Source organism: Streptomyces sp. DH10, from assembly GCF_029813805.1.
In the GTDB taxonomy this organism is placed as follows: domain Bacteria; phylum Actinomycetota; class Actinomycetes; order Streptomycetales; family Streptomycetaceae; genus Streptomyces; species Streptomyces coeruleofuscus.
The window spans coordinates 38,622-59,805 of sequence record NZ_JARVKU010000001.1 but is presented as its reverse complement, the minus strand read 5'-3'; the positions used below and the strand labels follow the sequence as shown (position 1 = coordinate 59,805).

Genomic DNA, 21,184 nt, shown 5'->3' with positions numbered 1-21,184 from the left:
TCCGCCCCTTTCACACCGTGAGGACAGAGCAGGCGCTGATCCCGGGCGCCCCGTACACATGGGTGAAGCCCACCCGGGGCGCGCCGGGCACCTGCAGACCCGGCGCTCGGCCCTGCAACTGCCGTACGACCTCGTGGAACTGACGCAGCCCGGAGGCCCCGACGGGCTCCCCGCCGGCCAGACAGCCGCCGTCGGTGTTGACCGGTATCCGGCCCGCCGCATCGGTGTCCCCGGCGGCCAGCAGCGCCTCCTGCTCGCCGTGGCCGCACAGCCCGGTCTCCGCCAGGTGGATCAGCTCCGAGCCGCTGTCGGTGTCCTGCAACTGGGCCACCTGTACGTCCGCGGGACGCAGCCCCGCCGTGCGGAAGACCGCGTCCGCGGCGTCCACGCTGGGACTGCGGTGCGGTCCCGGGGGCAGCCAGGGCGAGAACACCTCGAACGAACCGAACCGCCGGGTCCGGAAGGCCAGCGACGCAAGTCTGACCGGTCGTTCGCACAGGTCGAAGGCGCGGTCGCCGAGCGCCAGCACCAGCGCGGCCGCGCCCTGTCCGGGCGAACAGAACATGTACTGGGTGAGCGGGGGACTGACCTCGGCCGAGTCAAGGATCTCCTGCTCCGTCAGCGGCTTGCGCCGCCACGCCAGGGGGTGGTGCGAGCCGTTGCGGAAGGCCCGCGCCGCCACCATCGCCAGCGCCCCCTCCGAGATCCCGTGTTCGTACAGGTACCGCCGGGTCTTGAGGGCGAAGAACTGGGTGGTGAGCATCATGCCGGTCTCGGCGTACCAGTCGCCCAGGCCGTAGCGGGCCGCGGAGACGTGGAACGCGCCGCGCTCGTGCTTGTCGAACCCCACCGCCAGTCCCACGGAGGCCTCGCCCGCGCGCAGCGCGTTGGCCACCGTGAGCACGGTGGAGGCGCCGGTCGCGCAGCCGTTCTGCACGTTGACGAACGGCACTCCGGTCAGGCCCAGCCGGCCCACCAGGGTGTCGGGCTTGCCGGACACGTCGGAGCCGCCGGCCGCGTACCCGATGTCCTCCCAGGCGACACCGGCGTCGGCCAGCGCCTCGCGTATCGCACGCTCGGCCATGTCCATCCCGGTGACGCTCTCGTCGCGGCCGAAGGGATGCATACCGCAGCCCACGACATAGACGTCGTCGGTCCGCCTCATCGTCCGCCTTCCCTGTCCGGTGCGAACGCGAAGGTCAGCACCTCGGTCCCGTCCTCGTCCTGGTACGCCGTCACGGTGGTGAGCCGGACCGGCAGACCGATCCTGATCTCCGCGCGGGGCACCGCCAGCCGCGCCTCGACCAGCACCTCACCGAGGTCCACATAGCCCACGTGGTAGGCGCGGTGGTCGCCGGACGGCGGCCGGTACGGCGGCTTCGGCGGGAACGCCTGGAGCGTCCACGACCACACCCGCCCGCTCATCGGCAGCACCCGCGCGGACATCGCCCCGTCCGGACACCTGGGGCAGGAGTCCTGCCGGGGGAAGACGACGGTGCCGCACGCGGAGCAGCGGGCGCCCACGAGACGCGGTGGATCCCCGGCGCCGGGCCCCCCGCCGAACTCCCCGTCGAACAGTGACTCGTCGATGAGTCTGGTGGCCATGCCGTCCCGCCTTCCACGTCACCAGCCCAGCAGCCCGGCCAGCCGTTCCCGATGGTGTGCGGCGCCGCCCAGCAGGACCGCGTCCGACTGGGCGCGCCGGAAGTACAGGTGCGCGTCGTGCTCCCAGGTGAAGCCCATCCCGCCGTGGAACTGCACGCACTCGGCGGCGACGGAGACGAACGCCTCCCCGCACCACGCCTGCGCCACCGCCGCCGCTTCGGCCAGCGCCTGAGGCGAGCCGTCCGCCAGGACCGCGCGGACCACGGCCGACCGCGCGGCCTCGACCTGGAGCAGCATGTCGGCGCATGCGTGCTTGACCGCCTGGAAGCCGCCGATCGCCCTGCCGAACTGTGTGCGGTCGCGCACATGGGCCACCGTCATGTCCAACGCGGTCTGGGCTCCGCCGAGTTGCTCGGCGGCCAGGGCGATCAGCGCCACGTCCAGGGCGCGGGAGACGATGTCCGTTCCCTCGCCGCCGGCGGTCAGCGCCCTGGCCCGGGCCCCGGAGAAGGTGACCACCGCCTGGCCCCGGCTGAGGTCCAGCGTGGGCACGCGGCGCACTATGACGCCAGGTTCGCGCGGGTCGGCCAGGAAGAGGTCCACGCCGTCGGTCCCCGCCGCGGCCACCACCAGCGCCTCGGCGTCGGCGCCGTCGAGGACGAAGGGCGCGGTGCCGTCCAGCAGCGGGACACCGCCCTGCCAGGAGACGGCCACCGGCACGGCGCCGGGCCGCCACCTCCCGTCGGGCGCGGCCACCGCCAGGGCGTGCACGGTCCCCTCGGCCAGCTCCGCCAGCGCCTTGTCGGCCGTACCGCAGCCGGCCAGCACCTGCCCGGCCAGCACGGTGGAGGACAGCAGCGGTACCGGTGCCAGCGTCCTGCCCAGCTCCTCGCAGACGGCGGTGATCTCGGCGAGCCCGCCGATGCCTCCCGCCGACTCGGGCAGACCGAGGGCCGCGAGTCCGACCTGCCGGCCGAGGGTGTCCCACAACTCGGCGTCGATGCCGGGGGCTTCCTCGGACATCCGGCGGACCGCGGCGGTGCCGCCGGCGTCGGCGCACACCGACCGCACGGTCTCGCGCAGATCGTCCAGCTCGGTGTCCGACAGGGCCGTGCCCTCGGTCGTGGTGCTCGTCATCGTGCGCTCCCGCCCTCGTCCTGCCGCTGCCGCAGGGCACTGTGCGCGGCGGCCATGCGGGCCACCGGTACGCGGTGCACGGAACAGGAGACGTAGTCGAGGCCGACGTCGTCGCAGAAGGCGATCGACTCCGGGTCCCCGCCGTGCTCACCGCACACACCGAGCTTGATGCCGGGCCGTACGCTCCGTGCCCGTTCGGCGGCCAGGGCGACGAGTGCGCCCACCCCGTGCGGGTCTAGCCGGGCGAACGGGCTGGCGGTCAGGAACCCGCGCTCCCGGTACGAGGCGAGCACCTGGCGCTCGACGTCGTCCCGGGAGAACCCGTAGGTGAGCTGAGTGAGGTCGTTGGTGCCGAAGGAGAAGAACTCGGCGTGCTCGGCGAGTTCGCCGGCGAGCAGCGCGGCCCGCGGGGTCTCGATCATCGTGCCGAGCCGGTACGGGACCTCCACTCCGGTACGGGCGGCGACCGCGTCGGCGGCACCGCGCACGTACGCGGCCGCGGCGGCGAGTTCCTCCGGCATGCTGACGAGCGGGATCATCACCTCCAGCTCCGGACGCACCCCGGTGGCGGCGACATCGGCCCAGGCGGTGAAGAGCGCCTCGGCCTGCGCCGGGTAGAGCCGCTCGTGCAGCAGCGCCAGCCGCACGCCGCGCAGCCCGAGCATCGGGTTCGCCTCGCGCAGTGCGGCGGCCCGCTGCTCCTCGCCAGCGTCCAGGGCCTGCCCGAGGGCGGGCAGGAACTCGTGCAGCGGGGCGTCCAGCAGGCGCACGGTCACCGGGCGGTTCCCGACGGCGGCCAGCAGTGCGCGGAAGTCCTCGTGCTGTGCGCGCTCCAGCTCCAGCAGGGCTTCGTCCCGGGCGGTCGGGTCGGCGGCCAGGAGTACCCGGCGGATCAGCGGCAGCCGCTCGCCGAGGAACTGGTGTTCCGTACGGCACAGTCCGACACCCTCCGCGCCCAGGGCGAGGGCCGTGTCCACCTCGGCGGCGGTGTCGGCGTTGACCCGTACGCCCAGCCGGCGCATGCCGTCGGCCCACTCCAGCAGGGTGGACAGTTCGGGCGGCGGTCCGGCGACACTGACGCTCAGGGTCCCCGCGTAGACGGCGCCGGTACGGCCGTCCAGCGAGACCGGGTCGCCCTCGCGCACCAGCCGCTCCCCGAAGCGGACCGTCCCGGCCGCCGGGTCGACGCGCAGTCCCTCGGCGCCGCACACCGCGGGTTTGCCGGCGCCCCGCGCCACCACGGCGGCGTGCGAGGCGATGCCGCCGCTGCCGGTCAGCACGGCAGCGGAGGCCAGCATCCCGGGGACGTCCGCCGGGGTCGTCTCGGCGGCCACGAGCACGACCCGCGTACCGTCCGCGGCCAGTTCGAGGGCACGCTCGCTGGACAGCACGACCGCTCCGGTCGCCGCCCCCGGGGACGCGGGCAGCCCCGTCACCAGGAGGTCCTCCCCGCCGGTCAGCCGCAGCTGGGGGTGCAGCAGCTCCTGCACCTGCGCGGGGGTGATCCGGCGTACGGCGTCCTCGCGGCCGAGCGCCCCGTCCCGGGCCAGGTCCGCGGCCAGGCACACCGCCGCCCTGAGCGGCGGGCGGAGTTGCGCCGAGGCGGCGAGCAGGGAGATCTCGTCGTCGCGCACCTCGAAGTCGACCGACACCGGTGCCCGCAGATGGCGCTCCAGGGTGAGCAGGGAGTGCTCCAGCAGCGCGGACCCGCCCGCGAGCCGGTCCAGCGGTTCGCCGGTGTGCGGCGGCGGGGCGCTGCGGCGCACACCCCGGAAGAAGAAGCCCTGGGGGGAGAGCCGCCCGGTCTCGGGATCGCGGCTGACCGCCGTGCCGTAGCCCGAGTGGTCCGCAGGGCCGATGCGCAGCGCCTGCACGTGCAGGGCGAGGGTCAGATCGGCGGGGAGCCGCTGGGCTCTGCGGGACCTTCTCGCGCGCGGCGAGTCCCACCGGGCGAGGAGGGCGCGGGCGGCCAGCGCGAGCTGCTGCGCCGGGTCGTCCGGGAAGGGCTGGGAGCCGTGCCGCGCCACCAGGGACAGCAGCGCTTCCACACGCGCCCGCGGCTCGGGCGTGTCCAGGAGGGCGTCGTCGAGCACCGCACCGGACACGTCGAGGGCGTACTCGGCGATCATCCGTACGGTGGCGGCCCACACTTCGTGCAAGGCCTCCGCGCGCCCGATGACGGCGCACAGGTCGTCTGCGGTGCCCGTGGTCACGCCGAGACAGGCCAGGTCCGGCGGCAGCCCCGCGATCTCGGTCGGCGCGCTCGCCGACAGACGCAGCAGCAGCGGCCGGCCCGCGTCGCCGATCCGCCGCCCCGAGAGCTGTTCGACCAGATCGACGGCTGCTTCGGCGGTGTCGGGTTCCCCCAGCGACGCGCAGGCGCCCGCGGGCACGGTGAGCCCCGGCACGACCGGCAGCCCGAGGGCCACCAGCCGGTCCATCGCCGCGCCGTGCGCGCCCAGCTCGTCGGCGTCGAGGCCGCGGATCCGGCCCTGCCCGTAGGGCACCAGGACCCGGCCCGGTGCCTCGGAGGGTGCGAGGGGGGCGCCGGAGTGTGCGAGCGGTCCCGCTTCGCGGTCGGCGACGCTCACCCCCGGCTCCTCGTGACCAGTTCCTCTTCCAGGGCCTCGTCCTCGGCCCGGCTGATCCCCAGCACGAGCAGCAGCTCCTGGTGCAGCCGCATCCACACGGTGTGGTACGAGTCGCACAAAGGTGAGGCCAGCCACGCCGTCGCGCCGTCGTCGAAACGGTCGAGGGCTTCCTCCAGGGCCGGAAGGTACCGGTCGCTGCCCGCGAGCACCCGCTCCAGCCTGCGCAGCACGGGCTGGATGGCCTCGTGGACGTCTTCCAGCGACTCGCGCACCCCGGCGTCGTAGGCGTCGTCGGAATGGTCGTTCGCGGTTCCGTCGGGGCGGCACTGCCATGCGGTGCACACGTCGCGGATCTTCCGGTTGACCGGCAGGAACGCCTCGTAGGCGGCGGTGATCCGCGCCTCCTGCTCGGAGCCCGCGGGGACCCGCAGGATCCGCGCGGCGGCGGCCTTGGCCCGCTCCGTCGGCAGCACCACCGGCCCCTTCACCATCGCCAGCCCGGCGTCGACCAGCGGACGGTGTTCGGACTCCGGCCGACCGCGCCACATGCCACGCAGGACGAGGTCGACGAAGGCTTCGCCGAGAGGCTCGTCGGGAGCGTCCGGAAGGCCCACGGCAGCAGATTGCATCGCCACACCTTTTCCCCGGCTCTGTGGTGACCGGTTCTTTCGGATCTGTGTTGCCCGGAGGTTACGCCTCGGCGAGCCTGTTAGTGAAGAGGGACTCAAGAAACACTTTGGGATTCGCCGGCCTCGGTCCGGCCGTCGCCCGCCTTAAGGCGCTGCCGCGCGGCGAGGAACGACGCCATGCGGTCCCGCGCCTCCCGGCCGTCCGCCAGGGCGGCGATCAACCGCGCCTCTTCGGCGAGGTGGCGGCCCAGTTCGTCGCCGGTGCCGGCGCGCAGCAGATCCTTCGCGGCACGCAGCGCGTCACCGGATCCGGCGGCCAGGCCGGCCGCTGTCCGGTGTGCCGCGTCGTCCAGTTCCTCGTCGTCCACGGAGTGCGAGACCAGGCCCCATTGTTCGGCGTCGTCGCCGGTCAGGACCCGGTTGGTGAGGATCAGGTCCGCCGCCCTGCGAGGGCCCACCAGGTGCGGCAGGAACCAGGAGGCCCCGCAGTCCGGCGTCAGCCCGATCGCCGTGTACGCCAGCCGGAACCGCGCGGACCGGGCCGCCAGGACGATGTCACCCACCAGCGCCAGGCCGATCCCGCCACCCGCGGCCGCGCCGCGCACGGCGGTCACCAGCGGCACGGGCAGCTCGTACAGGACCTGTACCGCCGCGTGTGCGGCGCTCGCCACGGCATGGACGTAGGCGCCGGTCCCGGTGCCGCGACCGGCGAAGGCGCGCAGGTCACCGCCCACGCAGAAGCTGCCGCCCGCCGCCCGCAGCAGCACGGCGCCGCCCGGGTCCGCGGCCACCTCGCGCGCGGTGTCCCGCAAGGCCTCGGCCGTCCTCAGGTCCAGGGCGTTGCCCCGCCCCGGGTCGTCGAGTCTCAGCTCGACGACCCGGTCGGGGTGGCGGACTATCCGGACCGGCTCGGTGCTCACGGCAAGGCCCATGGGTGCTTCTCCTGTCGTAGCTTCCCGTCGCCGGGTGCTTTCCGTCCCCGGTGCTTCCAGGCAAGATACTTAAGACGCTATACAGTTTCTAGATGCGACGGGACCCGATGCCCGTACGCCCGTCGGCGGGAGGTCCCGTGCCCATCCAGTTCGATGTAGACCCGACAGTCACTCAACTCGCCTCGCAAACGGCCGAGTTCGTGCGCGAGGTGGTCGTTCCGGCCGAGCGTGAGTGTGGCGGCTCCGTGCACGACGCCCCCGAAGCCCTGCGGGAGACATTGCAAAAGGCGGCCCGTGACGCGGGGGTGTTCGCTCCGCACGTGCCGACGCGCTGGGGCGGACACGGGCTCGACCTGCGCGGGCAGGCGGTGGTGTTCGAAGCGGCGGGCTACTCCCTGCTCGGACCGCTGGCGCTGAACTGCGCCGCCCCGGACGAGGGCAACATGCACCTGCTGGAGAAGGTGGCCACCGAAGAGCAGAAGCAGAGGTATCTGCGTCCGCTCGCCGCGGGGGAGTCACGGTCCTGCTTCGCCATGACCGAACCGGCGCCTGGTGCGGGTGCCGATCCCCGCTCTCTGCGGACCACCGCGACCCGGGTCTCCGGCGGCTGGCGCATCGACGGGCGCAAGTGGTTCATCACCGGTGCCGAGGGAGCCGGCTTCGCCATCGTCATGGCCCGCACCTCCGGCAGTCCCGGCGACCCGGGCGGCGCCACCATGTTCCTGGTCGACGCCGGCAATCCCGGCATGCGTCTCGTCCGGACCATCGAGACCCTCGACGAGTCGCTCTTCGCCGGGCACAGCGAGATCGCCTTCGAGGAGTGCGTGGTGGGGGAGGAGCAGGTGCTCGGCGCGGTGGACCACGGCTTCGAGGGTGCCCAGGTCAGGCTCGGTCCCGCCCGGATGACGCACTGCATGCGCTGGCTGGGAGCCGCCCGCCGTGCCCAGGACGTGGCGCTGGAGCGGGCGGGGAGCCGGATGGCGTTCGGCTCGGCGCTGGGAGACCTCGGCATGGTCCAGCAGATGCTGGCCGACTCCGAGATCGACATCGAGGCGAGCCGTGCCCTGATCCTGCGCACCGCCTGGGAACTGGACACCGGCTCCGCGGCCGCCTCGCAGCTCACCTCGGTGTCCAAGACCTTCGTCGCGGAGGCGGTGAACCGAGTGGTCGACCGCGCGGTGCAGATCTGCGGAGCGCTCGGCATCTCGGCCGCCGACGCCCCGCTGGCCCGCCTGTTCAGAGAGGTGCGGCCGTTCCGCATCTACGACGGTCCGTCGGAGACGCATCGTTTCGCCATAGCGCGCCGCGCGCTGCGGCCCTACCGGCAGCCGCGTACGGGTGTCGCCGACGGGTGATGACGACGCCGAGCCAACGCGCAACCAAATGTTGCGCATGAATGTCCGCTGCCGTACTCTGATACGCAACTAAAGGTTGCGAAAGGGTTCGGGCATGGAATACGGCAGCATCGAGCGCGAGATCCACGTCGACGCACCACCGGAGGTGGTCTTCGAGGTCGTCAGCCGGCCGGAGCACATGCGGGAGTGGTGGCCGGACGACGCCCGGTTCAAGTCCGTCCCGGGCGCGCCCGGTGAGCTCTTCTGGCGGGACGAGACGACCGGCGACACGATGACCGTCGCGCTCACCGTCGTGGAGGTCGACCCGCCGTCGCGGTTCTCGTTCAAATGGTGCTACACCGACGCCGAACGCGGCGGGGACTCGTTGCTGGTCACCTTCGACCTGCTGCCGGCGGAGCAGGGGACCCGGGTGCGGATGACCGAGACCGGGTTCCGCGAGATGGGCTGGGAGATCGCCGTACTCGAGGAGCAGTACCGCGATCACGTGAGCGGCTGGGACCACTACATCCCCCGGCTGGGCGCGTACATCGCGCGACTGGTGTCGGCCTCATGAGCACTCCGGTCGACGACGAACTGTGGTCGGCGATCGGTGACCCCACCCGGCGCACCCTGATCGACCTGCTCCTCGCGTCCGGAGCCGGAACGGCCACCTCGCTCAGCGCGGGCCTGCCCCTCACCCGGCAGGCCGTGTCCAAACACCTCGCCGTCCTCGACCGGGTCGGGCTGGTCCGTGCCGAGCCGGCCGGTCGCGAGCGGCGCTACCGGGTCGACGAGGCACAACTCGCCCGCGCGGCCGCCCAACTGGCCGCGGTCGGCACGTCCTGGGACGCCCGACTGCGCCGGATCAAGCACATCGCGGAGGCGATCGAACGCAGCCGCGACCACCCCGAAGGAGAATGAAGATGCCCGACATCCTGCATCGCGTCGGCGCCCTCGCGCCGCTGGACGACGTCTACCGGGCCATCGCCACGCCCGAGGGCATCGCCGGCTGGTGGACGACCGACACCACAGGCAAGAGCGAGGTCGGCGGTCAGCTGGTGTTCCGCTTCGGCGACGTCGGCGGCTTCGACATGGAGATCCTGGAGCTCGACCCCGTCGGCCGGGTGCGGTGGCGCGTCACGGACGGCCCCGCGGAGTGGATCGGCACCGAGATCGACTGGAGCCTCAGCCGCCGCGACGACTACACGATCGTCCTGTTCACACACGAGGGCTGGCGTGAGCCGGTCGAGTTCATGCACCACTGCAGCACGAAGTGGGCGACCTTCCTGATGAGCCTCAAGGACCTCGTGGAGACGGGACGCGGCAGGCCGGCGCCCGACGACGTCCGGATCAGCGACTGGCACTAGCCGCGGAACGCAGCCAGGCGGCGATCCATCCCGTCTGCATCGCGGCGTCCAAGAGGTACGTCGGCCGGATCCGCCCCTTGGGCACGTAGATCAGGTCGATGGCCAGCAAGGTGGTGGCCGTGCCGAGACCGATGCGACGGGCCTGGACCGGCCCCTGCGGTCCCGGAGCCGCCGCGAGCTGGGCGACACCGGCCGAGGCCAGCAAGCCGCCCGTCGTCATCTGGAGCCAGACGTCGGTCTTCGGCCCGAAGACCCACTGGAAGCTGCGCAGATGCACCAGCGGCCACAGCCCGCCCGCGATGTTGAACAGGCCGTGCGCCACCGCGACCGTGTCCGCCCGGTCCGGCACTCTCGCTCTGTCCATACCGGTGTCCTTTCCGCTCTCTTCGCGGTTCGGCCGGGTACCCGGCCGAACCGGCGGGGAAACGAAGGTCACCGGCCCAGCTCCACCGTCGTGGTGACCCGTGTGAGGGTGGGTTTCCGCGGCACCGAACCGAAGCCGAAGCGCACGGGCGGTTCGACCGGTGCCATGACACCGAGGTCGAGGCCCTCGAAGGCCGCGGACACCGCGCCGACCGGCCGCATGTCCCGCACGCCGTACCACTCGCGGCGCCGCGCGCCCGTACGGCCGCGGGTCCGCACGTGGGTCGGCAGCAGGTGGGCGGGCCCGTTCGTCAGGGCGGCCCAAGCCGGGCGGGCGGCGAGTGCGCCGGGCACGGCCCGCAGGAGAACGCCCAACGGCCGTCGTCTCCCGACGGTGAAGCGCAGCTCCAGCGGCCCCGCGGCGACCGTCCAGGTGTCGTCCGCGACGCTCACCTCGACCGGCACGACACGCACCGTGTCGAAGCTGTAGGTGCCACTGACGAAGTCCGCGGTCCGCTGCGAGGGGGCGAGCAGCAGCCGTTCCCCGTCGGCACGCTCGATCATCACGTCGTTGAACGGCCCGAACGGCGACCGCTGCCAGTGCCCCAGCACGAAGCGCGTCCCCGAGGAGGTGCCCACGCCCGCGATCCAGCCGTCGAAGCGCAGCCGCGGGCGCCTTCCGCGGGTGCCGCGCGCGCGGCTCACGGTGCTACTCCCCGGACGGACCCGGCGTCGGGACACGCGGCCTCGACGCCCCGAGCCGCACGTGCCGCACTCCCTCAGAGAAGTGCACCAGGGGCTCGGCGGCGGGCGCGGGCAGGCCTGCCGCGCTGGTCAGCGTCTCCTCGAGCACGTCGACGGCGGCGTGGGCCAGCGGCCAGGGCTCGTGTTCGACCGGCGTCTCCCAGAGCACGCCCAGCCGACGGGTGTACGCCCGCCAGCGCGAGGTCAGCCACACGTCCCGCTCGGTGGGCGTGATCGGGTCACCGGGCCGGACCACCAGGCGGTAGGAGGCCCCGCCGACCCACCTGGACCCCGCGTACGCGACGGTGTCCCCGTCGAGGGAGACGCTCAGCGTGCCCGGGTTGTACGGCGCGCCCACGACCCTGGCCGCCAGCATCAGCGGGCAGGCCACCTCGATGGACAGGAACCACAGCCCGTCCGCCCCGTCCCGGTGCCGGACGTAGGTCCGCAGGTTGGTCTCCGCGAACGTCGGGAGCCCGGGCACCCGGGCGGGCACCGCGGGAGGGCGCACATCCGCCATCACGAAGGGCGTGAACCCCACCCAGGCCGACCCTTCGTACTCGTCCACCACCAGTCCCTCGGGCAGCAGCGCCTGGACCGTGTCCGGCGGAAAGGCCCAATGGACGAACGTCTGCCTCAGCCAGCCGGCCCGAAGCGCGGGAACCCGCACGCGCCGCTCCGCTCCATACGCGACCACACACGGCGAGTCCCCGCGGCGCGGCCGGCGGAAACGCCCGGCCGGTCTCAACGACTACTCCCGTGGGGCCGGTCAAGCGCCGGGTTGGGCGAAGCCTGTCTGGTAGGCGATCACGACGAGTTGGGCGCGATCGCGGACGCCGAGCTTGGTCATGGTGCGGTTCACGTGGGTCTTGGCGGTCCAGGGCGAGACGTGCAGTTGTTCGGCGATGGCGTCGTTGGAGAGGCCGGCGGCGACGAGGACGAGCACTTGGCGCTCGCGTTCGGTCAGGCTCGTCAGCACCGGGGCGGGAGCGTTCGTCAGGTCGGGTGTGGTCAGGTACTGGGCGATGAGTGCCTTGGTCGCCCTGGGTGACAGCAGTGCCTCTCCGCGGGCCACCAGCCTGATCGCGTCGAGGAGGTCGGAGAGCTCCACGCCCTTTCCGAGGAACCCGCTGGCCCCGGCACGCAGCGCCTGGAAGACGTACTCGTCGGCTTCGAACGTCGTCAGGATCAGCACCCGTACACCCGCGAGGTCTTCGTCCGCCGAGATGGCGCGCGTGGCGGCGAGGCCGTCCATGTCGGGCATCCGGATGTCCATCAGGACGACATCGGCACGGGTACTGCGGGCCAGTCCGACAGCCTCGCCGCCCGTTGCCGCCTCTCCTACGACCTCCAGGTCCGGCTCCGACTCGATGATCATGCGGAAGCTGGCGCGGACGAGGGCCTGGTCGTCGGCGAGCAGCACGCGGATCGTCATCCCTGCCTCCCCTCAGCGGCGGTCGGATACAGGGCTGTGCCGGACCCGTCCGACGCTTCGGTGCCGGCCGGTGGTGCGGCTTCGGGCAGCGGCAGACGCACGTCGAGGCGGAAACGACCGTCGGGTTCCGCTCCGGCACGGAAACTGCCGCCGACCGTGTGGGCGCGCTCGCGCATGCCCGTCAGCCCGTGTCCGGTGCCCGCCGCCGGGACCGGGGACGGGCGAGTGTGCAGGAGGTTGGTGATCCGGATGCGCAGGGCGCCGGGCCCGTAGCCGACGAGCAGGTCCGCCTCGGCGGTGGCACCGTGCTTGTGCGCGTTGGTCAGCCCCTCCTGGATGACGCGGTAGGCGGCCAGGTCGACGGCGGTCGGCAGGGGACGCGGCCGGCCGGTCTGCCGGTGGCGGACGCTCAGCCCCGCGGCGGTCAGCGAGTCGAGGAGCCCTCCGAGCCGGGCCAGGCCGGGCACGGGTTCGGCCGGCTGCGTCTCGTCCGGCTCGCCACCGGACTGCCGTAGTACGTACAGCAGGGAGCCCAGTTCGTCCAGCACCGTACGGCCGCCGTCGCGGATGTGGCCGAGCGCCACGTCGGCCTGGTCCGGCCGGTCACGCAGGAAGTGCCCGGCGACGCCCGCCTGAATGGTGATCAGGGCGATGTGATGGGCGATCACGTCGTGCAGCTCCCGGGCGATCCGCAGCCGCTCCTCGGCGACGCGACGACGGGCCTCCGCTTCCTTGCTCGCCTCTGCCCGCAGCGCTCGCTCCTCCACCGCGGCGACGTAGTCGCGCCAGGTGCGCACGGTGCCTCCGACAGCGGCGAACATCCCGGTCCAGGCGAACACCGCGCCGGCCTCCGGGGTGTAGGCCGAACCCATCGCATACGCGATGACGGCGTACAGGACGAGGGCCGTGCCCGCTGTGACGGTCAGCGCGGTCCGCCGGGGGACCGTGCGAGCCACGGTGTAGATGACGAGCAACACGGTGATCTTGAGTGCCCGCGACGGCTGTGACGCGAGGACGGTGAACGCCACCTCGCCGAGCACGGTCAGCGCCAGGACGGGCAGCGGTGCCCGGCGGCGCACCAGCAGCAGCAGGAACGCGGCCACGGCGGCGACGGCGTCGGCGCCCGACGCCCGGTCGCCGTCGGGCCAGCGTCCCAACAGCAGGGGCACCATGCCCGCACCGCCCACGAGGGTGGCGAGGGCGGCATCCAGCAGGCGCGGGTGGGCGCTGGTCACCCGTCGCAGCGACTCCGGTCCGGTCACGGCTTCACCGTTCCTCCGCACGGATCCTCGCTCCGCACGGACGCGGCCGCCCGCCCCCACGCCCGAAGGCGTACGAGGGGGTCGGCGGCGTGCCCGCGGCAGCCGGGCTCACGCGTCTCGTCGCTTGAGCAGGACGGCCGCGCCGGCCAGGAGCACGACGAGGTACACGGCGAACACCGCCAGCCCGGACCCGGACGACAGCGAGTCACCGCTCGTCCGCACGGACATGAACGCGTTCGCCGCGTTCGACGGCAGGTACGGGCCGATGGCGTCGTTCCAACTGCTCGGCAGGAGCTGGATCACCCCCGGCAGCACGAACAGCGCGCCCACCACGGTGGTGATCGCCCCGGCCGTGTTGCGCAGCAGGACGCCGACCGCCAGGCCGATCAACCCCGCACCGGTGAGGTAGACCGCCGCGCCGATCAACGCGCGGAACACACCCGGATCGGAGAGCGCGGCGGTGGCCATGTCACGGGAGGACAGCACCGACTGACCGGCCAGGAACGCCCCCAGGGCCGCCACGAACATCAGCACGAAGCCGACCACGGCGAAGACGATCACCTTGCCCCACAGCACCGGCAGGCGTGACGGGACCGCGGCCAGCGTGGCGCGGATGGACCCGGTGGCGTATTCGCCGGCACTCATCAGGACCCCGAGCACCGCGACGGCCAGCGAGGCGAGCATCACCCCGCCCAGGCTGATCGAGGTCGGGTCACTGAAATCGTCCTCCCCGGGGCCCTGTCCCGAGCCGACCAGACTGCTGAACAGCAGTCCGAGGCCGATGACCAGGGCCACGGTGATCGTCAGCGTGTAGAGCGTCGAGCGCAGCGACCGCAGCTTGATCCATTCCATGTGGACGACGCGCGGAAAGGTCACCCGCAAACCCCCCGCAGGGCGGCCGGCGGTACCGGTCGTCTTCTGTGTGCCCTGTATGTCGAGGGCGGCAGTGCTCATCGGTTCGTCCCTCCGGTGGTGGCGAACTCGGCGGTGGTGGCGTGGTATTCGACGGCATCGCGGGTCAGCTCCATGAACGCCTCCTCCAGCGACGCCTCCTGGACGAACAACTCGTGCAGCACCAGCCCGGCGGCAGCGGCGCGCTCACCGATCTCGGCGGCCTCCAGCCCCTGGACGTCCAGGACGCCGGGCCGGCTGTCGGTGACCGAGACGCCGTCACCCACCAGCAGGTCCCGCAGGGCCCCGGCCTGCGGCGACTGCACCCGTACGCTGCGGCTGGAGGACTGCGCGACGAAGTCGGCGAGCGGGCCCGCCGACAGCAGCCGGCCCCTCCCGATCACGATGAGGTCCTCGGCGATCAACGCCATCTCGCTCATCAGATGGGAGGAGACGAAGACGGTCCGCCCCTGGTCCGCGAGGTCCTTCAACAGGTTGCGGATCCACAGCACGCCTTCGGGGTCGAGCCCGTTGACCGGCTCGTCCAGCATGACGATCCGCGGGTCGCCGAGCAGTGCCGAGGCGATGCCCAGCCGCTGCCCCATGCCCAGCGAGAACCCACCCGCCCGCTTGCGGGACACCTCCGTCAGGCCGACCATGTCGATCACTTCCAGCACCCGGCGCCTGCCGATGCCGTTGCTCGCCGCGAGGGCCAGCAGGTGGTGATACGCCGAGCGCCCCGGGTGGATCGCCTTCGCCTCCAGCAGCGCCCCGATCGTCTCCAGGGGCGCCTCGTGCTGCTCGTACGGGCGGCCGTCGACACGTACCGTCCCGGACGACGGCCGGTCCAGTCCCATGATCATCCGCATCGTCGTCGACTTGCCCGCGCCGTTGGGCCCGAGGAAGCCCGTCACCACACCAGGACGCACGGCGAAGCTCAGCGCGTCCACCGCGAGCTTGTCCCCGTACCTCTTGCTGAGGTCGTTCACTTCGATCACGATCCACCTCCGGGTTGTCCGAGGCCTCAAGGCTCTTGCAAGGCGGCCGGTTCCCGCGTCGCCCCACGGCGGTCACTGCGCATACCACGACCGGAGTACGCCGCTGCCGACGGCAACGACCCTGGGGGGACGCCCGTCGTCGACCGCCGTGGACGAACAGGGCTGAACGCCGCCCCACATTCGCCGATCCACCCGCCCCTACCTCTTGACGTGTCCGGCGTCACATCAGTACGGTCCCGGCGACCTGCATGTTTGAAACGATTCAATGCGGAGTTGCCATGGGCGAAAAGCGATCGGTCCTGCTCGTGCTCCTCAGAGGCTTCGTAGTGCTCGCCGTGTTCGGAAGCGTGGCGATCCTGCCGACGCCCATGTCCTCCGCCGCGTCGGTGTCCGACGCTCCGTTCACCGTGAAGGCCCTGACCGCCAACGGCCGGGTCAACCCGCTGGGCATCGGTGGTGAGGACCCGGTCCTCGGCTGGCAGTTGGCGTCGGCCCGGCGCGCGACGTCGCAGACGGCCTACGAGATCCAGGTCGGGCGCAGCCCGGGTTCCGCCGATGTGTGGTCGTCCGGCAAGGTGGTGTCCGGCCGTCAGGTCGGCGTGCGGTACGAAGGCCCCGGCCTGGAGGCGGGCACACGGTACTTCTGGCGCGTTCGGGCGTGGGACGACAAGGGAGCCGCCAGTCCGTGGAGCGCGACCGCGTACTTCGAGACCGGCCTGCTGAACTCCGGCGACTGGGACGGCGCCCAGTGGATCACCCGCCCTGCGGCTCCCAGTGAGCTGGACAAGTGGACCGACTACACCGCCACGGTCGACTTCAAGCTCGACAGTGCCGCCTTCGGTATGTTCCTGCGTGCCTCGGACGCGAGCAACGGCTACATGTGGCAGTTCAACGTCACGGGCCCCACCCCGATGCTGCGACTGCACAAGCAGGTCAAGGGCACCTACACCGTGATCCAGCAGGTGGATCTCGCGCCCTACGGCTTCACCAACGCCGGTCTCCTCGACGGCCGGCACACCGTCCGCTACGACGTGACGGGCACCACCATCAGGACGACCCTCGACGGCAAGCCGGTCAGCACCCTCACCGACTCCACGTTCACCAAGGGGTACATAGGCTTCCGCACACACGCGTGTTGCGGCGAACGGGGAACGGTCCACGACGCCGTCGTGACCGGCACCGACGGCAGCACACTCCTCGACACCGACTTCGCCTCCGGCCGGAACCCGTTCACCGGCGGTGACATCGCCGACTCCGCCCTCGTCGTGTCCGGCACCACGGACGCCCTCTACGGACCCGCGGCCCGCCCACAGCCGCTGCTGCGCAAGGAATTCGCGACCGAGTCCGGCAAGAAGGTCGCCTCCGCGCGTGTCTACGCGTCGGCACTCGGCCTCTACGAACTGGAGATCAACGGCAAGCGGGTCGGCGACCAGGTCCTCGCCCCGGGCTGGACGAACTACCACAAGCGCATCCAGTCCCAGACCTACGACGTGACGAAGCTGCTCGACGGCGGCGACAACGTACTCGGCGCGTCGTTGGCGGAGGGCTGGTGGGCCGGCAAGGTCGGCCTCGGCTGGAGCCGTCAGTACGGAGACGCCCCCGCCCTGGTGGCGAAGCTGCGCGTCACCTACACCGACGGCTCCGTCCAGTGGATCGCCACGGACGGTTCATGGAAGTCGGCCGACGGCCCCTACGCCAAGGCCGATCTGCAGGACGGCGAGACCTATGACGCCCGTCTGGAGCCGTCGGGCTGGAACCGGCCCGGGTTCGACGACGCGCAGTGGGAGCCCGCCGCGAGCCTGGAGTCCCGGACCGCCCTCCTGGTCCCGCAGAGCGACGAGCCCGTGCGCCGGACCCAGGTGCTCCAGGCCAAGAAGATGACCGAGCCCACTGCCGGGACCTACGTCTACGACCTCTGGCAGAACATGGTCGGCGTGTCCCGGCTGACCCTGACCGGCTCCGCCGACCAGACCGTCAAGATCCGCTACGCGGAGGTGCTCAACAAGAACGGCACCCTCTACACCGACAACTTCCGCAGTGCCAAGGTCACCGACCGCTACACCTTTGCCGAGACGGGAACTGTCACCTACGAACCCACCTTCACCCAGCACGGCTTCCGCTACATCGAGATCACCGGGGTGACCGAGCCTCCCGCCCTCTCCGACGTCAAGGGCGTCGTATGGGGATCCGACCTCCCCGCCACCGGCACGCTCAAGACCTCGGACGGCATGCTCAACCGGCTGGTGAGCAACATCTCCTGGAGCCAGCGGGGCAACTTCCTCTCCATCCCCACCGACACCCCGGCCCGCGACGAACGCCTGGGCTGGACAGGAGACATCAGCCTGTTCGCGCCGACGGCCAACTACCTCGTCGACACCCGCGCGTTCCTGTCCCACTGGATGGCGGACGTGCGCAACTCCCAGTACGCCAACGGTGACCTGCCCGCGGTCGTACCGACCCCTCAGGGCCAGTTCGGCGAGAGCGGTGTGGGCTGGTCCGACGTGATGATCACCGTGCCGTACTCCGTGTGGCGCTCCTACGGCGACACCCGCATCCTGCGGGAGAACTACCCCGCCATGCAGAGGTTCTTCCAGTTCGTGCGCGACAGCGCCGGACCGGACCTGCTCGAGCCCGGCCGCACCACCTTCTTCACCAACGACTGGCTGCACCTGGACGACCCCACCGAGCAGGGCATCCTGGGCACGGCCTACTACGCAGAGAACGCCCGCATGATGGCCGAGGTCGCCGGGGCCCTGGGCGACGAAAGGGCGGCGTCCGACTACGGCAAGCTCTCCGCCGACATCCGCGACGCCTTCACCGAGGCCTACGTCGCCTCCGACGGCACGGTCAAGCGCAACTCGCAGACCGGATACGCGCTGGCGCTCGGCATGGACCTGATCTCGGAACCGGCACTCGTCGAGAAGGCCGGGAGCAAGTTCGTGGCCAAGCTGGCGCTCACCGACTACCACCTGCGGACCGGCTTCATCGGCACACCGCTGCTGCTGCCCGCGCTGAGCAAGATCGGCCGGGACGACCTGGCCTACAAGATGCTGCTGCACAAGGACTACCCGTCCTGGGGCTACGAGGTCGTCAACGGTGCCACCACCATGTGGGAGCGCTGGAACTCGATCATGCCCGACGGCAGCTTCGGCCCGGTCGACATGAACTCCTTCAACCACTACGCCTACGGGGCCGTGGGCGACTGGATGTTCCAGAACATCGGCGGCCTCTCGGCGATCGAGCCCGGCTACAAGCGCTCACGCATCGCGCCGACGCCCGGAGGGAACCTGACGGAGGGCTCCGGAAGCCTCAAGACCGTCTACGGCCGCCTCTCGTCGAAGTGGAGCACGGACAACGGCGCTGTCGAACTGAAGGTGACGGTGCCGGTCAACACCGTCGCTGAAGTCCACGTGCCCACGCGGACCCGTTCGGCGGTCACCGAGGGCGGCCGGCCGGCCGAAGCCGCCAAGGGAATCCGGTTCCTCCGGATGGAGGACGGGGCCGCCGTGTTCGAGGTCGGGTCCGGGTCCTACAGCTTCGGCGTCGACCCCGTCCTCGGCGGCGCCGGCGAGACCGGGAGAACTGCATGACCCGGTAGGGCAGGGTCCTGCGGCTCCTCGCCTACCGGCGGCCGAGGAATTCGGTGATGAGCTCCAGCCATTCCGTGGGCCGCTCGACGAACGGAAGATGCCCGGTGGGCAGTTCGGCGATCTGGGCGCCGGGGATGGCGGCGGCCAGCTCGTGCTGCAGGGTGGCGGGGACGAGGGAATCGGCGGTGGTGACGACGACGAGGGTCGGGACGGCGATCGCGGCGAGGTCGTCACGTACGTCGACCCGGCGGACCAGGTCGACCTGGGCGCCGGTGCCCGGCGGTAGGGCCAGGGCCGTCTGCTCGGCGGCGGCGCGGGCCTGGGCGGGGGTGAGGGAGTTCAGGGCGGGGGCGCTGAGGACCAGTTGGGTCAGGTACTGGGCGAGCAGCCGGGACTGCCCGGAGGTGAAGAGCTGGTGCCAGATGCCGACGGCCAGCTCGGTGCGGGTGTCCAGGCGGGCGAACGTGGCGCTCAGGGCGAGCGAGGTGACCCGTTCCGGGTGGCGGGCGGCGAGGCGGATGGCGACCGGGCCGCCGAGGGAGTACCCGGAGACGGCGAACGTGGCGAGTCCTTCGGCGTCCGCCGCCGCGACCAACTGGTCCGCCAGCTCGTCGAGTTCCAGGGTGTCCTGTGTGGTCGGGGTGTTGCCGGAGCCCGGGTAGTCGACGCCGACCACGGTGTGCCGGGCGGCGATCCCGTTCATGATCGGGCCGTAGTTGGCCTCGATGCTTCCGCCGGCGCCGTGGGCGAGGAGGAGGCCGGGGCCTGAGCCGTGGACGGTGCGGGCGTAGTGGGCGGGGGCTGTGGTGGTCATGGCTGGATCCTCCGGGCGGGGAACGTGGGCATGGGTGCTCGATCGCGACAGCTTTAGCGATCGCTAAAGCTGAGCGTGGGGTGACTGTAACAGGACTGCTTTAGCGTTCGCTAAAGATGGCGAGTTAGACTGCGCAGGTGACGGAGAGCGGGGAAAAGGAACGGCGGAGCCGTGGGCGACGCGGTGCGGGCGCGAGCGGAGAGGGTGGCGCCCCGCCGGCCGCCCCGCCGGGCAGGCCCGCTGCGACGCGGACCCGTCGTGCCTTCGACCGGGACCAGGCCCTGGCCGCGGCGCTCAGGGAGTTCTGGACCTACGGGTACGAGTCCACCTCCATCGCCTCGCTCACCAAGGCGATGGGGATCAATCCGCCCAGTCTGTACGCGGCGTTCGGCGACAAGCGGCAGTTGTTCGGCGAGGCCGTGCGCCTGTACCAGCGCACCATCGCCACGACCCCCTCGGTCGAGGGGCAGGGCGCGCGCTCGTCGATCGAGGCCATGCTGCGGCACCTGGCGGCCGACTACACCGATCCCCGGCATCCCCCGGGCTGCCTGATCATCTCGGCCGCCGCGAACTGCGGACCCGGCTCGCAGGACGTGAAGGCGGAACTCCGCGGCATGCGGGAGGCCTCGAAGGCGGCCATCGCCGCCCGCATCCGCCAAGACGTCGAAGCCGGGCGCCTGCCTGGAGACACGGACGCGGACGGCCTCGCGGCTTTCTACGCGGCCGTCATCCAGGGCATGAACCAGCAGGCGTGCGACGGCGCCTCTCGGCAGGTGCTGGAGAAGGTGGCGGAGTCGGCGATGCGGGCCTGGCCCATGACCGGCCGGGGCTGATGCGACGCCGGCCGGTCACGGTGAGGGCGTCGGGGTTGGGTTTCGCCTACCCCTCGTCTCGGTCGTCCGGGTGGAGAAGCAGGCGCACGAAATCGTTGAGCGGTCCGATGATGTCGAGGTCCTGGTCGAGGACCCACTGCAACTGGAGGCCGTTGAGCACGGCATGGAAGAGGGCCGCGGCGCTCTCGGGGTTGACTCCCTCGCGCAGCCGGCCGCGGGCCGCCTGGTCGAGGAAGCCTTCGGCGAACTGCGTGCGCCCGCGTTCGTAGCGCTCCACGAAGTAGGCGTGGGCGGGATGATCCGTGCGTGACGCCGCGGCGGCGAGCTCCATCCACAGGCGCATGAGCTCAGGGGCCTTCTGGTGGTGACGGATGAGCTCACCGAGGTAGGGCGCGAGCTGGTCCAGGCCGCCGACCTGTGCCGCGCCGTGCTGCCACTCCTCGGAATCCCGCTCGGCGAGCACTGCGGCAAGGATCTCGTCCTTGTTGCGGGAGTGGTGGAGGAGCCCGGCGTGGGTGATGCCCGCCCGCTCCGCGATGTCCCGCAGGGAGGCCTTGGCGTAGCCGTTCTCGGCGAAACTGTCGCGGGCCGCCCGTACGATCTCCGCTCGGCGGGCCGGTGTCTTGGCGTACGGCCCGCGCGGTACAGCTCCCAAGGGA

21 protein-coding genes are annotated in these 21,184 nt (G+C 71.9%); 6 read left to right on the top strand and 15 right to left on the bottom strand.

Annotated features, from left to right (window positions below):
* Positions 1-10: 10 nt before the first annotated feature.
* The 6 genes from QC385_RS00235 to QC385_RS00210 all read right to left on the bottom strand — a co-directional run bounded on the left by QC385_RS00235 (position 11) and on the right by QC385_RS00210 (position 6,894).
* Entirely contained in the window at positions 11-1,165 is a 1,155-nt protein-coding gene (locus tag QC385_RS00235) for a thiolase family protein (RefSeq protein WP_279539175.1), read from the bottom strand.
* Positions 1,162-1,605, bottom strand: a complete 444-nt coding sequence (locus tag QC385_RS00230) for a Zn-ribbon domain-containing OB-fold protein (protein ID WP_279539174.1) — start codon at positions 1,603-1,605, stop codon at positions 1,162-1,164. The genes QC385_RS00235 and QC385_RS00230 overlap by 4 nt, the downstream gene beginning before the upstream one ends.
* An 18-nt stretch (positions 1,606-1,623) precedes the next feature.
* On the bottom strand, positions 1,624-2,742 hold the full coding sequence (locus QC385_RS00225; protein WP_279539173.1) for an acyl-CoA dehydrogenase family protein: 1,119 nt from the start codon (positions 2,740-2,742) through the stop codon (positions 1,624-1,626).
* Positions 2,739-5,333 (bottom strand): putative PEP-binding protein, encoded by a 2,595-nt coding sequence (locus QC385_RS00220; protein WP_279539172.1) that lies wholly within the window; start codon positions 5,331-5,333, stop codon positions 2,739-2,741. The genes QC385_RS00225 and QC385_RS00220 overlap by 4 nt, the downstream gene beginning before the upstream one ends.
* Entirely contained in the window at positions 5,330-5,962 is a 633-nt protein-coding gene (locus QC385_RS00215; RefSeq protein ID WP_279539171.1) for a hypothetical protein, read from the bottom strand. The genes QC385_RS00220 and QC385_RS00215 overlap by 4 nt, the downstream gene beginning before the upstream one ends.
* A gap of 95 nt (positions 5,963-6,057) precedes the next feature.
* Positions 6,058-6,894, bottom strand: a complete 837-nt coding sequence (locus tag QC385_RS00210; protein ID WP_279539170.1) for an enoyl-CoA hydratase/isomerase family protein — start codon at positions 6,892-6,894, stop codon at positions 6,058-6,060.
* A 137-nt stretch (positions 6,895-7,031) separates the two neighbouring features.
* On the opposite strand from QC385_RS00210, the gene QC385_RS00205 reads away from it, so the two are divergent.
* From QC385_RS00205 to QC385_RS00190, 4 genes are all read left to right on the top strand, one after another.
* A complete protein-coding gene (locus QC385_RS00205; protein ID WP_279539169.1) occupies positions 7,032-8,249 on the top strand; it encodes an acyl-CoA dehydrogenase family protein in 1,218 nt (405 codons plus the stop codon).
* A 94-nt stretch (positions 8,250-8,343) separates the two neighbouring features.
* On the top strand, positions 8,344-8,802 hold the full coding sequence (locus QC385_RS00200; RefSeq protein WP_279539168.1) for an SRPBCC domain-containing protein: 459 nt from the start codon (positions 8,344-8,346) through the stop codon (positions 8,800-8,802).
* Positions 8,799-9,149, top strand: coding sequence for an ArsR/SmtB family transcription factor (locus QC385_RS00195; RefSeq protein WP_279539167.1), 351 nt, complete (start codon positions 8,799-8,801; stop codon positions 9,147-9,149). Before QC385_RS00200 ends, QC385_RS00195 begins: the two co-directional genes overlap by 4 nt.
* 2 nt (positions 9,150-9,151) lie before the next feature.
* Positions 9,152-9,595: an SRPBCC family protein gene (locus QC385_RS00190; protein WP_279539166.1), complete on the top strand. Its 444-nt coding sequence runs from the start codon at positions 9,152-9,154 to the stop codon at positions 9,593-9,595.
* Here the strand turns inward: QC385_RS00190 and QC385_RS00185 are convergent.
* The 7 genes from QC385_RS00185 to QC385_RS00155 form a co-directional block, all read right to left on the bottom strand.
* Entirely contained in the window at positions 9,579-9,959 is a 381-nt protein-coding gene (locus QC385_RS00185) for a hypothetical protein (protein WP_279539165.1), read from the bottom strand. The genes QC385_RS00190 and QC385_RS00185 overlap by 17 nt on opposite strands.
* Positions 9,960-10,027: 68 nt before the next feature.
* Positions 10,028-10,663: a hypothetical protein gene (locus QC385_RS00180; protein WP_279539164.1), complete on the bottom strand. Its 636-nt coding sequence runs from the start codon at positions 10,661-10,663 to the stop codon at positions 10,028-10,030.
* 4 nt (positions 10,664-10,667) lie between these two features.
* The gene (locus tag QC385_RS00175; RefSeq protein ID WP_279539163.1) at positions 10,668-11,372 is read right to left on the bottom strand and encodes a YqjF family protein; all 705 of its coding nucleotides are present in this window, start codon (positions 11,370-11,372) and stop codon (positions 10,668-10,670) included.
* A gap of 99 nt (positions 11,373-11,471) precedes the next feature.
* Positions 11,472-12,137, bottom strand: a complete 666-nt coding sequence (locus QC385_RS00170) for a response regulator transcription factor (RefSeq protein ID WP_279539162.1) — start codon at positions 12,135-12,137, stop codon at positions 11,472-11,474.
* A complete protein-coding gene (locus QC385_RS00165; protein ID WP_279539161.1) occupies positions 12,134-13,399 on the bottom strand; it encodes a sensor histidine kinase in 1,266 nt (421 codons plus the stop codon). The genes QC385_RS00170 and QC385_RS00165 overlap by 4 nt, the downstream gene beginning before the upstream one ends.
* A 108-nt stretch (positions 13,400-13,507) precedes the next feature.
* Positions 13,508-14,353, bottom strand: coding sequence for an ABC transporter permease subunit (locus QC385_RS00160; protein ID WP_279539160.1), 846 nt, complete (start codon positions 14,351-14,353; stop codon positions 13,508-13,510).
* Positions 14,350-15,288 carry an ATP-binding cassette domain-containing protein gene (locus QC385_RS00155; RefSeq protein WP_279539159.1) on the bottom strand — a complete coding sequence of 313 codons (939 nt, stop codon included), beginning with the start codon at positions 15,286-15,288 and terminating at the stop codon, positions 14,350-14,352. The genes QC385_RS00160 and QC385_RS00155 overlap by 4 nt, the downstream gene beginning before the upstream one ends.
* A 278-nt stretch (positions 15,289-15,566) precedes the next feature.
* Between QC385_RS00155 and QC385_RS00150 the strand changes: the two genes are divergently transcribed.
* Positions 15,567-18,878 carry a family 78 glycoside hydrolase catalytic domain gene (locus tag QC385_RS00150; protein WP_279539158.1) on the top strand — a complete coding sequence of 1,104 codons (3,312 nt, stop codon included), beginning with the start codon at positions 15,567-15,569 and terminating at the stop codon, positions 18,876-18,878.
* 31 nt (positions 18,879-18,909) lie between these two features.
* On the opposite strand, the gene QC385_RS00145 is transcribed toward QC385_RS00150, so the two are convergent.
* Positions 18,910-19,692 carry an alpha/beta fold hydrolase gene (locus QC385_RS00145; RefSeq protein ID WP_279539157.1) on the bottom strand — a complete coding sequence of 261 codons (783 nt, stop codon included), beginning with the start codon at positions 19,690-19,692 and terminating at the stop codon, positions 18,910-18,912.
* A 137-nt stretch (positions 19,693-19,829) separates the two neighbouring features.
* Between QC385_RS00145 and QC385_RS00140 the strand changes: the two genes are divergently transcribed.
* Positions 19,830-20,525, top strand: coding sequence for a TetR/AcrR family transcriptional regulator (locus tag QC385_RS00140; protein ID WP_279539156.1), 696 nt, complete (start codon positions 19,830-19,832; stop codon positions 20,523-20,525).
* A 46-nt stretch (positions 20,526-20,571) separates the two neighbouring features.
* On the opposite strand, the gene QC385_RS00135 is transcribed toward QC385_RS00140, so the two are convergent.
* Positions 20,572-21,180, bottom strand: coding sequence for a TetR/AcrR family transcriptional regulator (locus QC385_RS00135; protein ID WP_279539155.1), 609 nt, complete (start codon positions 21,178-21,180; stop codon positions 20,572-20,574).
* Positions 21,181-21,184: the final 4 nt, after the last annotated feature.

What these genes read in the sequence shown, in the direction of transcription:
- QC385_RS00225 (WP_279539173.1), bottom strand. Translation starts at nt 2,742, where the DNA reads ATGACGAGCACCACGACCGAGGGCACGGCCCTGTCGGACACCGAGCTG.
- QC385_RS00185 (WP_279539165.1), bottom strand. Translation starts at nt 9,959, where the DNA reads ATGGACAGAGCGAGAGTGCCGGACCGGGCGGACACGGTCGCGGTGGCG.
- QC385_RS00170 (WP_279539162.1), bottom strand. Translation starts at nt 12,137, where the DNA reads ATGACGATCCGCGTGCTGCTCGCCGACGACCAGGCCCTCGTCCGCGCC.
- QC385_RS00195 (WP_279539167.1), top strand. Translation starts at nt 8,799, where the DNA reads ATGAGCACTCCGGTCGACGACGAACTGTGGTCGGCGATCGGTGACCCC.
- QC385_RS00190 (WP_279539166.1), top strand. Translation starts at nt 9,152, where the DNA reads ATGCCCGACATCCTGCATCGCGTCGGCGCCCTCGCGCCGCTGGACGAC.
- QC385_RS00150 (WP_279539158.1), top strand. Translation starts at nt 15,567, where the DNA reads ATGGGCGAAAAGCGATCGGTCCTGCTCGTGCTCCTCAGAGGCTTCGTA.
- QC385_RS00230 (WP_279539174.1), bottom strand. Translation starts at nt 1,605, where the DNA reads ATGGCCACCAGACTCATCGACGAGTCACTGTTCGACGGGGAGTTCGGC.
- QC385_RS00160 (WP_279539160.1), bottom strand. Translation starts at nt 14,353, where the DNA reads ATGAGCACTGCCGCCCTCGACATACAGGGCACACAGAAGACGACCGGT.
- QC385_RS00145 (WP_279539157.1), bottom strand. Translation starts at nt 19,692, where the DNA reads ATGACCACCACAGCCCCCGCCCACTACGCCCGCACCGTCCACGGCTCA.
- QC385_RS00215 (WP_279539171.1), bottom strand. Translation starts at nt 5,962, where the DNA reads ATGCAATCTGCTGCCGTGGGCCTTCCGGACGCTCCCGACGAGCCTCTC.
- QC385_RS00235 (WP_279539175.1), bottom strand. Translation starts at nt 1,165, where the DNA reads ATGAGGCGGACCGACGACGTCTATGTCGTGGGCTGCGGTATGCATCCC.
- QC385_RS00210 (WP_279539170.1), bottom strand. Translation starts at nt 6,894, where the DNA reads ATGGGCCTTGCCGTGAGCACCGAGCCGGTCCGGATAGTCCGCCACCCC.
- QC385_RS00200 (WP_279539168.1), top strand. Translation starts at nt 8,344, where the DNA reads ATGGAATACGGCAGCATCGAGCGCGAGATCCACGTCGACGCACCACCG.